This is a genomic window from Novosphingobium sp. UBA1939 (assembly GCF_002336885.1).
In the GTDB taxonomy this organism is placed as follows: domain Bacteria; phylum Pseudomonadota; class Alphaproteobacteria; order Sphingomonadales; family Sphingomonadaceae; genus Novosphingobium.
On sequence record NZ_DDFB01000084.1, the window covers coordinates 27,810 to 42,294 of the forward strand.

Consider the following 14,485-nt stretch of genomic DNA (forward strand, 5'->3'; position numbering starts at 1 on the left):
CCAGACCCCTGCCCGATGGCTCTACGCCCGCGTCAGAGCGCGATGCTGAGCGAAGCGCGGATCGAATAGTCGACCACGCCCTGCGCCCGTTCAGCCCCCCCGGTCAGGCGCCAGGTGTAGTCCAGGCCGCCCTGCAGGATGCTGACCTTGCCCAGCCAGGCCGACTTCAGGCTGTCCGGCGTCAGCGCGAACTGGTTGCCGTCGGTGAAGTTGGCGAGCGTGGTGCCGAGATGGCCCGAAAGCTGGTTGCGCCGGCCGCCTTCGACTTCGACGGTGAACGGGCGGCCTTCATACGAGCTGGGGCCGCTGCTCCAGCTCGCGACCAGCGTGGTCGTGCCGGTCAGCGCGCTGCTGTTGCGCCCGGCCACCTCCAGGATGATCGGCGCGCTGCCGGTTTCGTCATAGGCGTTTTCGTGCAGGCGATAGTATTCGACGATCGCCTTGGGGCGCAGCTGGAAGTTGCCGCCCACGTCGAAGCCATAGGACGCGCCGCCCGATCCGGTGATCATCCAGCCCTTCCACTTGCCCGCAGCGGTATAATTGAAGCTGGTGCCGCTGACGGCCCCCGTGAACGTGCGCGCGGAGGTTGCCGAAAGGCGGCTCCCCCCCACGCGGGCGAAGGCATAGAACGGCCCCTTGGCCATGCGCCAGAAGGCGCCGACCTCGAGGTTGCTGGTCTTCACCGACTGGTAGCTGCTGGTGTTCACCTTGCCGCTGATCCAGGTAAGTGAAAGGCCGACGTTGCCGATGCCCGTCACGCGTTCAAGCCCGCCGGAAAGGCCGAAGCCGTGGTCGGAGAAGCCCGCGGTGCCGGTCGTCTGCTTGCCGCCGTGGAAATAGATCGGCTCGAACCAGCCGCCCACGTTGCTGATCGTGAACAGCGATGAATCGTCCTGCACGTGCTGCGCGGCAAGGCGGGAGCCGCGTGTCACGAAATCGAACACGCCCCCGGCATAATCGGGCATCAACTGGTTGAACTGCGCTTGCAGCGTGGGCGTGTCGGCCACCTGCAGCAGGTCGGTTTCGAGAGCGGAAGGGGTGCCGCCGGCGGCCGTCAGCGCCTGGGCCTGCGCGATGATCGGGTTGTAGATGGCGCCTTGCGCGGCGGTCAGCCCCAGTTGCGCGGCGGTCTTGCGGGCGATGGTGAGTTGCAGGTTGTTGCCCTGCGTGGCCAGCGTGCCGGCATAGAGGACCGGCAGGGCCAGATTGCTGGCGCTCAGGTTCGAAGCGCCCGTAAGGCCGTTGGACGTCAGCACCGTATACGTGCCTTCCGCCTTGGCGATGGACGTGAGCGAGGCGGTGATCTTAGATCCGCTGGCGAACGTCGCCGTATTGGTGACGAAGGTTGAACTCGTGCCGGTGGTGCCATCGACATAGACGCCCAGCGTGCCGTTCGCGCCCACGTTCAGGGAGTTGACCGCGATGTTGCCGGTCGCGTTGGCGGCGAACAGGCCCGAGTTGACGTTGACCGTTGCCTGCGAACCGCCCGTGACGGTGCCCCGCCAGATCGAACTGTCGTTGAGCGTCAGCGTGGCCGGCTGGTCGTTGAAGATCAGCGTGCCGGTGAAGCGCGAATTGCCGCCCATCGTCATCGTGGCGGTGCCCGTGCCGAAATCGATGTTGCCGATATACTTCGAATCGTCGGCCATGATCACGGTGTCGTTGCCGGCGCCAAGGAACGTGTTGCCGGTGATCTTGCCGGTTTCGACGTCCAGCGTGTCATTGCCGCTGCCGGTGTAGATGTTGCCGGTGATCGCCGCATAGACCGTGGCGGTATCGACGTTGTAGCCCGCCGCGGCCTTGTCGGTCTTTTGCGAGGCCGCATCGGTCGCGTTGAGGTACTGCTTGACGGTGACGCCGCTGGTGTTGGCGGAAAGATCGATCGCCCCGGACTGGCTGCCCTGGTTGGAGGTGATGAAGCCGGTGTTGTTCACCGTCGTCAGCGTGCCCGACAGGTCGCGGACCGCGTAGGCGCTGATGCCCAGCGATGTGCTGGCGGCCTTGACCGTGCCGCTGACGTAAAGCGTGGGAACCGTGGAGCCCTGGTTGATGAGAATGGCGGTGGCGTTGGCATCGTTGGTCGTCGCGGTGACGTTGCCGTTGATGCCGATGCCGCCGGCCAGGTTCACGTTGCCGCCCTTGCCCCCGATCACGATGCCATAGGCGTTGGTCGAGCTGTAATAGGCATTGGCGGTCACGCTGCCGTCCACCGCCACCGAATAGGTGCCATCGTTGCTGGCCACGGTGCCGATCGCGATGTTGTTCGCGCCGCCGATCTGGAGCCCGGGGCTGCTACCATAGGACTGGATCGAACCGGTGGTCTCGGTCGACGTGCTGGAATTGGGAGCCGCGATCAGGACCCCGCCCGCGACGTTTCCGTCCACTTCCACCGCGGCTGCCCCGCTTTGCAGCGCGGTGCGCGAAAGAACCTGCGAGGTGCCGTCGTCGGCGGTGTAGGTGGTGGCTTGCCCCAGGGTGCCGTTGATCTTCAGCGTGCCGCCGATATCGCCGCTGGTGACCAGCGCTTGCGCGCCCTGGCCGATCGCCGTGACGGTTCCGCCCGCGGTGACATTGCCGGTTACCGCGGACGTGCGGATGCCGGCGCTGTTATCGCCCTTTACCGAGATCGTGCCGGTATTGCCGAGATTGCCGTTGAGCGTCGAATCGAGCGCGATGCCGGCGGAATTGAGCCCCTCGACGGAGATCGTGCCGGAGTTGGTGACCGATCCGGTCACCGTGCCGCCCGATAGCACGTGGATGCCGTACCGGTTCGATGCGGCCGCGATGGGGCCATCGGCGATGTTGACGCCGTTGTTGGTGATGAAGGGGGCGGTGTAATTCTCGGTGACGTTGATCGCCCCGGCGTTCGATATCGTGGTGGTGGTGCCGGGGTTGACGGTGATCCCGGTCGCGCCGTTGCCCGCGCCCATGGCGATCGTGCCACCTGAAGCGACGGTAGCGGTATTGGAGGAATCGACCGTCACGGCGCTGCCGTTGACCAGCGTGATCGTGCCGCCGCTGGCGACTGTTACATTGCCGCCTGTCGAGGTGAGAACGGGGGTGGTGCTGTTGCCGCCGACCGTGGTGTCGGCCAGGGCAACCTGTGCGCCGAGCGCGAAGGTCAGCGAACCGAGCGAAACGGCAGCGAAGAAACGGGGCGTGCGGTGACGATGCATGGGGGGACGTGATCCGTGAAATGGGGCCTGCGATCGAATCGCAGGCCCGGTTTTGTGGTGCGACCCGCAAGCTCGACTGATGCCGGCGGTGTTCTCGACAGGGCGGAAACAACGCGACATCGAACTTCGAGGGTAAGGGGCCACGGTGGTTCCGGTGATTAAAACGGCCCAGCCTTTCAAACCCTTCGCGCCGGGGGCGATGAAATATTTCGTTGCGCAACGTCGGTAAATTCGCCGTTCAGGGTTGGACCGCCAGCAAGAGCCGGGCCGTGGGTTCCCGATGACGGAACGGCGCGTGGAGGCGACAGTCGGTGTGACTTTCCTAGGCGATTCCGGAGCGGACGGGGCATTCGCGACCGACCATGCCTCGCTTGCGCCCGACGCTCCCATGCTGTGGTCGGCGTTCGATGACCTGTCGTTGATGGGTGAGGTGGGACGTGGCGTGATCGCCGCGTTTTCCGTGCTGGTCGAACGGCATACCCCCGCGCTTTACCGCGTGGCGATGCGTATGCTGGGCGATGGGCACGAAGCCGAAGACGTGGTGCAGGAATGCTTCGCGCGTCTGTGGCAGCAGGCCCCGCGGTGGCAGTCGAGCGGGGCGGGGCTGGTGGGCTGGCTCCATCGCGTCGCGATGAACCTGTGCTTCGACCGGAAGCGCCGTTTTCGCGTGGTGATCACGCCCGATCTGCCCGAACGCGCCGATCCCATGCCGCTGGCCGACGCCACGATCGAGGCGGATCAGGCGCGGGCGGCGGTTGCAGGGGCCCTGGCGGACCTGCCCGAACGGTATCGGGCCGCGCTTGTGCTGTGCTATTACGAGGGCTTCACAAACGCGCTTGCCGCCGAAGTTCTGGAACTTAACATAAAGGCCATGGAATCGCTTCTGTTCAGGGCTCGGCGTCACTTGCGCGAACTGCTGGAAGCGCGCGACGTGGGCGTTGCCGATCTGCGCGCGCGCGAACCGGTCGTGGCCTATGGCATGGAACTGCGGGCATGAGGCGGGTGATCCCGATCGCGCCCGCCGCGCGCGAAGCGGCGCTGGACCGCGCGCTGGACCAGCTATCCGCGCCGTCTGTTCCCGCTGACCTGATCGCGCGGATCGTGCGGGAAGTGCCGCTGCTGCCTCAGGCTGCCGCGCCACAGGCGGCAGCCACTGGCGTGACGGCGCGGCCAGTGGCGGCGCAGGTTGCGGCGTCGGTTCCGTCCCAGCGGCCACGCCACCCTGTCTGGCGGCGGCTGGCGGCTGGCGGCGGCATCGGAGCGCTGGCTGCCGGAATAGCGGCCGTGGCGATGATAGGGATGGGTGCCGATCCGCAGGGTATTCCGGCGAGCGGAGGCGGCGCTCCGATGGCATTCGCGCCGGCCGTGCCGGACACGGCTGACGGAAAGCCGCCCGCCCTCGCAGCGCCCCGGACGAAACTGGCGGCCGCGGCCACCCCTACGCGCCCCGTGACCGCGCAGACAGCCATGCCGGAGGAGGAGGCGATTCCGGTCGAGGCATCGCCCGCTGTTCCGGTGGAAATGACGCCCGAGGTTCTCGCGTCGGCGGCCGCGGTGCCGAAGGGCGAACTGATCGGCCCTCGCGATGACGACGACGAAAAGACCGGTCCGCAGATACCGTCGCGCGGATTGATGGGGCCGCCCGCGCCGCAGGCTTACGGCTATGTCGGCGCTCTCTCTCCGCCGGGAGGTGGCTCCGCCGCCGTGCCCGGCGCTCCGGCTCAGGAAAATTCCGCGCCCCCGCCCGGACGAGGCCCCGGTGGCCGTCTGCCCGGCGGTGCTGGCGGCGGCCATCCGTTCTGATCGCCGCAGGGCGAAGCGCCCCCTCATTGCATCACCCCTGCCGGAAACAGGACCGCATGCATGGCCGCCGCGGTGAGATCGCGCTTCTGCCAGAATGCCGGGCGGGGGCCGGCTAACGACACGCGCCGCATGCCTTCCAGCCCCGGCGAGGCGCACAGGTTGTCGCTATCCGCCTGAATGCAGGTGACGCTGAGACCACGCAGCAGGCGCAGGGTGCGATGCGGATCGCTGTCGGGCACGTCGTGCAGCCGCAGCCACGCCGGCCCTGCGTGGAAATGGACCGTGGGATCGGGGCGGATCAGCACCACGGACGAAATGCGATGCCGCAGATCGGGCGGAACCGCGCCCAGTCCGGTGTCGAGAATGTCCGCGCCGAACGTGAAGCCGATCAGCGCGACGTGTTCGGCGCCGCTGGCGGACAGCGCCTTGCGAATGCTGTCATCCACCAGTTGATCGACATAGGCCCGGTCCTTGTCGCCCACGAACAGGGAGGGGGTGTCCACCCTCAGCACGGGCACGCCCTGGCGTCGCAGGGCCGTTGCTATGTCGGGCTCGTCGCCCATCGGCAGCAGCCCGGCCGTCCCGGCGAAATAGACGGCGACCGGGCGGCCGGTAACGAATCGCGCGGCGGGTTGAAAGCGCGTCGGATCGCGCAGGAAGCAACCGCCCGCCCCGACCGCCGCCACGGCGACGATGGGGAGGACGGCTGCCCAGCCCAGCAATTTGCGACCCAAAGAGCTATCGGCCATTTGCTCCAGATACCCGCTGCCCTCTATCCCGCGCGTGGGGAAAGCATTAACACGCTGTCATCAACTGTCATGGAACGGGTTTGTGGCTGGACGTATCCTGCTGGTCGAAGATGATCCCCAGATCGGCGATTACATCGCGCGGGGACTGGATGAGGAAGGTTTTACGGTTGATCGCGCCACAACCGGGCGCGATGGTCTTTTCCTGGCCACCGACAGCCAGTTTGACGTGGTGGTGCTGGACCGGATGCTGCCGGGGATGGATGGCCTTTCCGTGCTAAAGGCGCTGCGTGCGGCCGAAGTGCGGACGCCGGTGATCATCCTGTCGGCGCTTGGCAGCACCGACGACCGGATCGCGGGGCTGACGGCGGGCGCGGACGACTACCTTGGCAAACCGTTTTCCTTCGCCGAACTGCTGGCACGCGTGCAGGCGCTGATCCGGCGTGGTGGCGGAACGGCGCAGAAGCCGGCGCAGGAAACGACATTGCGGTGCAGCGATCTCGAACTGGATCGGCTCACCCGGCAGGTGCGCCGGGGAACGCGCAAGATCGCGTTGCAGCCGCGCGAATTCCGCTTGCTGGAGTACATGCTGCTGCACCAGGGCGAGGTGGTGACGCGGACCATGCTGCTGGAGGCGGTGTGGGACTATCACTTCGATCCCGGCACCAACGTCATCGACGTGCATATCAGCCGGCTTCGACGCAAGATCGACGACGGGGAGGATCAGCCGCTGTTCCACACGGTGCGCGGTGCGGGATACCGGCTGGCGCTGGACTGAGCGGACCCGATGTCGGCCCGGCGGCGCCCTTCTCCAACCATGATGCGGCTGGTTGCCGCCGTGTTCGTGCTGCAACTCCTGTCCAGCATGGCGGCGATCTTCTTCCTGCGCACCGAGATGCTCGAGGTGGTGCGCAGCGATCGCGTGCGGCAGGTGACCGATCTGCGCGACGATCTGCTGACCGCCTATTACGACGGCGGCCGCGACGAACTGGCCAATTTCATCAACGCCAAGCGCGGCAGCGCGGCGGACCCCACGGTGTTCATCGCGCTTTCGGGGCACGGGCCGACGATCCTCAACAACCTGTCGCGCGTGCCCTCGATTTCGGTGTCGGCGCAGCCGCACATCGTGCACATCCATCGCGGCCCCAGCCTGCCCGAAACGGAGGGGATGGCGATAGCCAGCAGCCTGCCTGGCGGCGATACGCTGGTCGTCGGCGTGCTCGGCGCGGTCGAGCGGCGCTTCACGCTGGCCTTCGCGGCCGCAATCGGCCTTACCGTCGTCATCGCCGTAGCCCTTGCCACCGTGAGCGCGCTGCTGCTCGGTTTCGTGATCAGCCAGCGCACGCATGAGATCGCCGACACCGCGGCGGAACTGGCTTCCGGCAATTTCGGCGCGCGCCTGTCGACGCGGGATACGGGGGACGGCTTCGATCACCTGCGCCTGCAGATGAACCTGATGGCCGAACGGATCGACGAACTGGTTTCGCAGCTAAGCGCCATTTCCGGCGCGCTGGCGCACGACCTGCGCTCCCCCGTCACCCGGCTGTCGGCGGCGATCGACACGGCTCTGGCGCGCGTTGACGAACCCGGCGCGGCGGACGCGCTGCAGGCGGCGCGGGCGGATGCCGATGCCTTGCGGTCGATGCTGGAAAACGCGCTGGAGATCAGCCGGCTGGAAGGCGGCGCCATCCAGGATCGGCGCGTGCCGCTGGATCTGGCCGCCGTGGCCGAGGATCTGGTCGAACTCTACGAACCGCTGGCGGAACAATCGGGCGTGACGCTGTGTGCCGATGCGCGCAGCGTCACCGTGCCGGCCGATCGCGAATTCCTGTCCCGCGCGCTGGCCAATCTGATCGACAACGCGCTGAAATATGGCGGCTCCACCATCACCGTGGCCACGCGCGCGGCCGAAGGCTGGGGCGAGATCATCGTCAGCGACGATGGCCCCGGCATTCCCGAGCAGGACCGGGCGCGCGTGGTCGAACGGTTCGTGCGGCTCGACAACGCACGCACGCGCACCGGGGGCGGGCTGGGGCTCGCCATGGTCGCCGCCGTCGCGCGGCTCCATGGCGGCGAACTGGTGCTGTCAGGTGAGCGCGGGCTCGTGGCTACCCTGCGGCTCCCGCGCTGAAGGCGCTTCGGGCGGAGTGGCCGGGGCCGGAGCGGCAGCGGTGGCCGACGGGGCGACGCTGACGCGGCCAGTCCGTTCCAGCTTGCCCCAGCCGATCCCCAGCCCCGCCGTCGCCGCGCCCACCGCGCGGATCACCACGCCATACATCAATTGGCGATAGACGAAGCGTTGCGTCAGCAGCAGCAGCGCCGGGAACCGCTTTTCGCGCACGTCGAGGCGATAGGCGATCCAGCCGCACAGCAGGTCCACAGTGGTAAAGCCGATCCAGTAGATGCCCATGCGCAACACGTCGGTCTGCGTCTGGTCCCAGCCGTGCTGCATCACGCGCACGATCGTTCCCACGATCGAGATGCCGAGCGCCAGATCGATCAGCGGCGAAATCAGCGCGAACAGGATCTGGAACAGCCAGGCCTGCGGCATGCCCACGAAGGCAAGGCCGCTGGGGTGCCGCTCGCGCAGGATGGCGCGGTGCTTCCACAGGCACTGGAGCGTGCCAAAAGCCCAGCGGAAACGCTGCTTGCCCAGCGCGCGCAGCGTTTCGGGTGCTTCGGTCCACGCCACCGCGTCCTCGTCGTAGGCGATCTTCCAGCCCTTGCGCTGGATGGCGATGGTCAGGTCCTGGTCCTCGGCCAGCGTGTCTTCGGGATAGCCGCCGATGTCCTCCAGCGCGCTGCGCCGCCAGGCGCCGACCGCGCCGGGCACCACCATGATCGCGTCGAACCGGGTCAGCGCGCGGCGTTCGATGTTCTGCGCGGTGACGTATTCCACGGCCTGCCAGCGCGTGACGATGTTCACCCGGTTGCCGACCTTGGCATTGCCCGCGACCGCGCCGATGTGATCGAGTTCGAACCAGCGCACCAGTTTGCTGATCGTCTGCGGCTCGAACTGCGTATCGGCGTCGAGCGCGACGATGATCTCGCCACTGGCCTGCGCCAGCGCCCGGTTGAGCGCCGAGGCCTTGCCGCCGTTGGCCATGGTCATCAGTCGCACGCGCGGTTCGTTGCCGAATGCGGCCGACACGATCGGGCTGGTGCGGTCCTTCGATCCGTCGTCCGCCACGATCACTTCCATGTGCGGATAGTCGCTGGCGAGAATGCGGTGGACCGACGCCTCGATCACTCGCTCCTCGTTGTAGGCGGGGATGATCACGCTCACCAGCGGGCGATAGGTGGAATCGCGCGACAGGCCCAGGCGGCGTTCGGGGAACAGGGCCAGCGCGGTCATGCTGATCGCCCGCGCCATGCCGAGCGCGATGGCGAAGAAGAAGATCCAGTCCAGACCGTCGATCGCCGCCGCCAGGCTCGAGAAGATCGCCACGTCGGCGCGCACGGCCAGCAGATCCAGCCCGGAAACCTGCGGCATCACGTCGTCGCGGGTCAGGCCGGCCAGCGTCGATACCGGCACGAAGCGGTAGCCTTCGGCCTGCAGCGTGGCGATGATGCGCGGCAGCGCCTTCACCGTTTCCGCCCGGTTGCCGCCGCCATCGTGCAGCAGGATTACGTTGGCGGAACGATCGCCGTTGCCGTTGCGCACGGCATCGAGCGTGCGCTGCACGATCTCGTCGGCGCTGCGGCCCTTGACCCAGTCGCCCGGATCGGCGTGGAGGCCGACGATGGTATAGCCCTGTTGCTGCGCTACCAGTGCCGGCCCCAGTTCGTCGGTCGTGGTCGGTTCGGCATCGCCGAAATAGGGCGCGCGGAACAGGCGGGTGGAACGGCCGGTATAGGCTTCGATCAGGCGCTGCGTGGCGTTGAGCTCCAGCTTGATGCCGGTATCGCTCTCGTCCGCCATGTTCGGATGGGTGTAGCTGTGGTTGCCGATCTCGTTGCCTTCGGCAACAAGGCGGCGCAGCAGCCCCCGGTTGCCCACGCCGTTTTCGCCGATCACGAAGAACGTGCCGGGGACATGGTACTGTTCCAGCACGGAGAGGATTTGCGGCGTCCAGACCGGATCGGGGCCGTCGTCGAAGGTCAGCGCCACCAGCTTGGGCCGGTCGCCGGTGCGGCGCACGACATAGGGTGTGGGCAGCGTCACATACTGTTCGCCAGTGATCAGGTTCGAGCGCGGATCGAACGAAACGGCGCGCTGGCCGGGCGTCGGCGTCGCGTCGATGCGCAGGATTTCGCCATTGTCCTCGACATCGGCATTGGTCGATTCGCTGATGTGGCCAAGGTCGGGCCGCGCGCCGGCCGCACGCCCGGCCCGGGCGCCGGCGTTCCAGCTCTTGAGCGTGTTCCAGAATCCCGGATCTTCCGAGCCCAGCCGCCACAGCGCGACCGAATTGATGCCCATGCGCGAAAGCACCTGCATCTGGTTCCAGCTGGCGGCGGCATCGAGCAGCCACACGTCATGGCGCACGCCGTTGTCGGTATAGGCGAAACCGGGGTTTCCGCTTGCCTTGTCCCAGGTGGGCGTTGCCCCGCTGTCGTGTGCGGAAAGCCAGGCTTCCTCCACCGTGAGGCTGTCGGCATGGCCTTCGTGCCAGTCGTAGGCATAGTTGCCCAGCGCGACGATGATCTTGCTGGCGGCCACGCCTTTCAGCGAATCGGCGAGGTGCGCCGTGAACCAGCCGTTCGAGGCGATCGGGCCGGGTTCTCCACCCTGCCAGTGCTCGTCATAGGCCATGAGCACGACCTTGTCGGCCACTTGCGCGAAGGCGCGCGTGGACCAGGCCGGATCGTCGACCGGCATGGTCACCGATACCACCCGGTGTTTCGGTGCAAGCCGCGCGTGCAAATCGGCCACGAACTGGCGGAGCAGCCCCAGGCTGCCTTCCGGCATGTTCTCGAAATCGACCATCACCCCGCCGTCGCCGGTCTTGTCGAGGAATTGGTCGACGCCCTGCACCAGCGCGGCGCGGCGGGCCGGGTTGGCCAGCGCGCGGGCAGTGCCCGCGCCGTCCCATGTGCCGTTGCTGGCGTTCTGCAGTACCGGAACGACCAGGGGGCGGTGAATCGCGGCGGCGAGGACGCGGCGCATCCGGGCATCGTCGTTGGCATGGAGATTGCCGGCCTGGTCGATCGACATCAGCGTGGGCGCCACCCAGTCGAGCTCGCCGGCGTGGTGCGCCAGCGTATCGGCGCTGTCATCGGTCCACGACGTGTAGAAACCAACAGTCAGCGGCGCGCCGGGCTTGCGCGCGGGCGCGGGATTGTGACCGAACAGGCGCTCGATCCGGTGGGAGAGACGGCTGACCTGCGCCTTCAGGGGCAGCGGTGCGGTGCGTTCGGTCCCGAACGGCAGGGGGGAAGGGGCGCTGACGGTCGCCACGGTCGTCGCGAAAATCGCGCAGACGGCCAGCAGGAGCGCCAGAATCGCGAAGGCGCCGCGGCGCGTCCAGCGGCGGCGGCGGCCAGTCGGATCGAAAAAGATTGGACGTGACACCAGCATTCCCCGGTTCTGGCCTCGCGCCATCTGGCGCGCGGCCGGTGACGGCAAGGCAGTTGGAGAATGTATCGGAACAGGGGACCGTCACGTTGCGATCCATCGACAACTGCCTTGCCGCCGGGCTGTTTTCTAGGCTGGCGCACGCAACGGTGGCGTGAGCAAAACATTACGTTTTGGCCATGGAGGGCCTGTTCCGGATTTCCGAACATCATCAATGGCATTTGAGCACTGTCCCGCCGGCGTCCGTGCGCTTAAACCGGGCGCCAGCAGAAGGTGAGATCATGTTGCAGCCCGTCTATTTCCTGTCCCACGGCGGCGGCCCCTGGCCATGGCTGGAAGGCCCGTTCCGGCGCGATTTCGATTGGCTCGAAGCCTCGCTCAAGGCCCTGCCCGGGCAGTTGCCCGAACCGCCCAAGGCCGTCCTGGCGATTTCCGGGCATTGGGAAGAAGCGGATTTCACCGTTTCCAGCGCCGCGCAGCCGGGGATGGTCTATGACTATTTCGGCTTTCCCGAGCACACCTACCACATCCGCTATCCCGCGCCCGGATCGCCCGCGCTGGCGGAGCGCGTGCGGGAGCTGGCGGCGCAGGCCGGCATCGCGATGAACGCCGATCCGACGCGCGGGTTCGATCATGGCACGTTCTCGATGCTCCAGCCGATCTATCCCGATGCGCAAGTGCCGGTCGTAAGCCTGTCGATGAAGGAAGGGTATGACCCGGCCGCGCATCTGGCGCTGGGGCGCGCGCTCGCCCCGCTGCGCGCGGAGGGCGTGCTGATCATCGGCTCGGGCTTGTCCTATCACAACCTTCGCATGTTCGATGCACGCGCGTCGGCGCCTTCCGCGCAGTTCGACGCCTGGCTGCGCCATGCCCTGATCGACCTGGCGCCGGAGGACCGCGCGCGGGCGCTGGAGCAGTGGGATGCCGCGCCTTCCGCGCGGATCGCCCACCCGCGCGAGGATCACCTGATCCCGCTGATGGTCGCCGTTGGTGCGGCGGGCAGCGATCCGGCCATCTGCATCTATTCGCAGAACGATCTGCGCGGTGGCATCACCGCGTCGGCCTATCGCTTCGGGCAGGACCGCAGCGCCAGCGGGTTCGACCGGCTGGCGGCGTGAGCGGTCAGCGCCCGTCGAGCCGCCGGCCCATCGTCACCACCGCCTGATCCTCGTACCCCAGCGCGGCATAGAAGGCGCGGGTGGGCAGGTTGTCGGTGCGGACCATGAACATGATCTTGGGGCAATCGCGCGCCTGCAGCCAGGCTTCGGCGGCCGTCATGAGGCTTCGGCCGATGCCCTGCTGCTGCCGACCGGGCACGACGCCCAGATAGTAGACCCAGCCCCGGTGCCCGTCGAACCCGACCATGACCGCACCGGCGAGCGTATCCCCGCCGTCCTCGGCCACCAGCACCGTCGACGCCTCGTTTTCCAGCGCCAGTCGGTAATCCGCCTCGGGATCGTTCCACGGACGCGTCAGGCCGGCGGCGCGCCACAGCGCGATCACCGGATCGCGATCCTCGGTCGTGGCTTCGCGCAGCGTTATCGGCATAAGCCGATCATTCCCACTCGATCGTGCCGGGCGGCTTGCTGGTGTAGTCATAGACCACGCGGTTGATGCCCTTCACTTCGTTGACGATGCGCGTCGCCACGCGGCTGAGGAAGGCGGCATCGAACGGGTAGATGTCCGCGGTCATGCCGTCGGTGGAGGTCACCGCGCGCAGCCCGCAGACGCTGTCGTAGGTGCGGAAATCGCCCATCACGCCCACGGTCTTGACCGGCAGCAGCACCGCGAAGGCCTGCCAGATCGCGTCATAGAGGCCGGCGTTGCGGATTTCCTCGAGGTAGATCGCATCGGCCTTGCGCAGGATGTCGCAACGGTCGCGCGTCACTTCGCCGGGGATGCGGATGGCCAGGCCCGGGCCGGGGAACGGATGGCGGCCCACGAAGATCTCGGGCAGGCCCAGTTCGCGGCCCAGCGCGCGGACTTCGTCCTTGAACAGCTCCCGCAAGGGTTCGACCAGCTGCATGTTCATGCGTTCGGGCAGGCCGCCCACGTTGTGGTGGCTCTTGATCGTCACCGAAGGACCGCCGGTGAAGCTGACGCTTTCGATCACGTCGGGATAGAGCGTGCCCTGCGCCAGGAAATCGGCGCCACCGACTTTCTTCGCCTCGGCCTCGAACACGTCGATGAAGGTCTTGCCGATGAACTTGCGCTTGGCCTCGGGGTCGGTCACGCCTTCGAGCCCCTTGAGGAACAGCGTGGAGGCATCCACGTGGACCAGCGGGATGTGATAGGCGTTGCGGAACAGGCTCACGACCTGTTCGGCCTCGCCCAGCCGCATCAGGCCGTGGTCGACGAACACGCAGGTAAGCTGATCGCCGATCGCCTCGTGGATCAGCACGGCGGCCACCGCCGAATCGACGCCGCCGGAAAGGCCGCAGATCACCCGGGCATCGCCCACCTGTTCGCGGATTTCGGCGATCTTGGTCTTGCGGAATTCCGCCATGGTCCAGTCGCCGGCGCAGCCGCAGACGTGGCGCACGAAATTGGCGATCAGCTTGCCGCCATCGGGCGTGTGGACCACTTCGGGGTGGAATTGCGTGCCGTAGTACTTCTTCTCGTCGTTGGCGATCACCGCGAAGGGCGCGCCGTCCGATACGGCGACGATGCGGAAGCCGGGCGCGAACTGCGTCACCTTGTCGCCATGGCTCATCCACACCTGATGGCGCTCGCCCGTCTGCCACAGCCCGTCGAACAGCACGCAGGGTTCTGTCACGGTCAGGAAGGCGCGGCCGAATTCGCCGGAATCACCGGGCTCCACCGTGCCGCCGAGCTGGTGGCTCATGACCTGCTGGCCATAGCAGATGCCCAGGATCGGCAAGCCGCTGTCGAACAGCACCTGCGGCGCGCGGGGGGAGCCATCGGCGGGCACGCTGGCGGGCGATCCCGAAAGGATGATGCCCTTGGGCTTCATCCGCTGGAACGCGGCTTCGGCCTGCGTGAAAGGCGCGATTTCGGAATAGACCCCGGCTTCGCGCACGCGCCGGGCGATCAGCTGCGTGACCTGGCTGCCGAAATCGACGATGAGGATGGATTCGGAAGGCTCGATGCTCATGGCAGGCCGATAAGGGGAGGGCCGGTTTCTGTCCAGCCGTCGCGTCCCTCAAAGCGATTGTTCGCGATTATTACAGTTGCGTTACATGCAATCATGGGTGCTTGCTTCGCACTTGCAGCATACGTCA

At 67.1% G+C, this 14,485-nt stretch carries 10 protein-coding genes; 5 read left to right on the top strand and 5 right to left on the bottom strand.

Going from position 1 to position 14,485, the window contains the following annotated elements; genetic code table 11:
* Positions 1-32 precede the first annotated feature (32 nt).
* A complete protein-coding gene (locus B3547_RS11345; protein WP_292963165.1) occupies positions 33-3,176 on the bottom strand; it encodes a beta strand repeat-containing protein in 3,144 nt (1,047 codons plus the stop codon).
* A 313-nt stretch (positions 3,177-3,489) separates the two neighbouring features.
* Here B3547_RS11345 and B3547_RS11350 point away from each other — a divergent pair, with 313 nt between their 5' ends.
* Together B3547_RS11350 and B3547_RS11355 are read left to right on the top strand one after the other, a co-directional pair.
* Positions 3,490-4,173 (top strand): RNA polymerase sigma factor, encoded by a 684-nt coding sequence (locus tag B3547_RS11350; protein WP_292963168.1) that lies wholly within the window; start codon positions 3,490-3,492, stop codon positions 4,171-4,173.
* Entirely contained in the window at positions 4,170-4,979 is an 810-nt protein-coding gene (locus B3547_RS11355) for a hypothetical protein (RefSeq protein WP_292963170.1), read from the top strand. The genes B3547_RS11350 and B3547_RS11355 overlap by 4 nt, the downstream gene beginning before the upstream one ends.
* 23 nt (positions 4,980-5,002) lie before the next feature.
* Here the strand turns inward: B3547_RS11355 and B3547_RS11360 are convergent, their stop codons facing one another.
* Entirely contained in the window at positions 5,003-5,728 is a 726-nt protein-coding gene (locus B3547_RS11360) for an AcvB/VirJ family lysyl-phosphatidylglycerol hydrolase (protein ID WP_292963173.1), read from the bottom strand.
* Positions 5,729-5,810: 82 nt separating this feature from the next.
* Here B3547_RS11360 and B3547_RS11365 point away from each other — a divergent pair, with 82 nt between their 5' ends.
* Complete coding sequence (locus B3547_RS11365) at positions 5,811-6,503, top strand: response regulator transcription factor (RefSeq protein ID WP_124808111.1); 693 nt, start codon at positions 5,811-5,813, stop codon at positions 6,501-6,503.
* 39 nt (positions 6,504-6,542) lie between these two features.
* Positions 6,543-7,856, top strand: a complete 1,314-nt coding sequence (locus B3547_RS11370; RefSeq protein ID WP_124808112.1) for a HAMP domain-containing sensor histidine kinase — start codon at positions 6,543-6,545, stop codon at positions 7,854-7,856.
* Here the strand turns inward: B3547_RS11370 and B3547_RS11375 are convergent.
* The gene (locus B3547_RS11375; RefSeq protein ID WP_292963177.1) at positions 7,812-11,240 is read right to left on the bottom strand and encodes a glycosyltransferase; all 3,429 of its coding nucleotides are present in this window, start codon (positions 11,238-11,240) and stop codon (positions 7,812-7,814) included. The two genes, B3547_RS11370 and B3547_RS11375, sit on opposite strands and share 45 nt — an antisense overlap.
* 284 nt (positions 11,241-11,524) lie before the next feature.
* Here B3547_RS11375 and B3547_RS11380 point away from each other — a divergent pair, with 284 nt between their 5' ends.
* Positions 11,525-12,361 carry a DODA-type extradiol aromatic ring-opening family dioxygenase gene (locus B3547_RS11380; RefSeq protein ID WP_125954066.1) on the top strand — a complete coding sequence of 279 codons (837 nt, stop codon included), beginning with the start codon at positions 11,525-11,527 and terminating at the stop codon, positions 12,359-12,361.
* A gap of 4 nt (positions 12,362-12,365) precedes the next feature.
* Here the strand turns inward: B3547_RS11380 and B3547_RS11385 are convergent, their stop codons facing one another.
* Together B3547_RS11385 and guaA are read right to left on the bottom strand one after the other, a co-directional pair.
* Entirely contained in the window at positions 12,366-12,791 is a 426-nt protein-coding gene (locus tag B3547_RS11385; protein ID WP_292963180.1) for a GNAT family acetyltransferase, read from the bottom strand.
* 7 nt (positions 12,792-12,798) lie between these two features.
* Positions 12,799-14,358 carry a glutamine-hydrolyzing GMP synthase gene (gene guaA / locus B3547_RS11390; protein ID WP_124808116.1) on the bottom strand — a complete coding sequence of 520 codons (1,560 nt, stop codon included), beginning with the start codon at positions 14,356-14,358 and terminating at the stop codon, positions 12,799-12,801.
* Positions 14,359-14,485 lie beyond the last annotated feature (127 nt).

Coding starts and splice junctions, on each gene's coding strand:
- B3547_RS11345 (WP_292963165.1), bottom strand. CDS start 3,176: ATGCATCGTCACCGCACGCCCCGTTTCTTCGCTGCCGTTTCGCTCGGT.
- B3547_RS11355 (WP_292963170.1), top strand. CDS start 4,170: ATGAGGCGGGTGATCCCGATCGCGCCCGCCGCGCGCGAAGCGGCGCTG.
- B3547_RS11360 (WP_292963173.1), bottom strand. CDS start 5,728: ATGGCCGATAGCTCTTTGGGTCGCAAATTGCTGGGCTGGGCAGCCGTC.
- B3547_RS11370 (WP_124808112.1), top strand. CDS start 6,543: ATGATGCGGCTGGTTGCCGCCGTGTTCGTGCTGCAACTCCTGTCCAGC.
- B3547_RS11380 (WP_125954066.1), top strand. CDS start 11,525: ATGTTGCAGCCCGTCTATTTCCTGTCCCACGGCGGCGGCCCCTGGCCA.
- B3547_RS11385 (WP_292963180.1), bottom strand. CDS start 12,791: ATGCCGATAACGCTGCGCGAAGCCACGACCGAGGATCGCGATCCGGTG.
- guaA (WP_124808116.1), bottom strand. CDS start 14,358: ATGAGCATCGAGCCTTCCGAATCCATCCTCATCGTCGATTTCGGCAGC.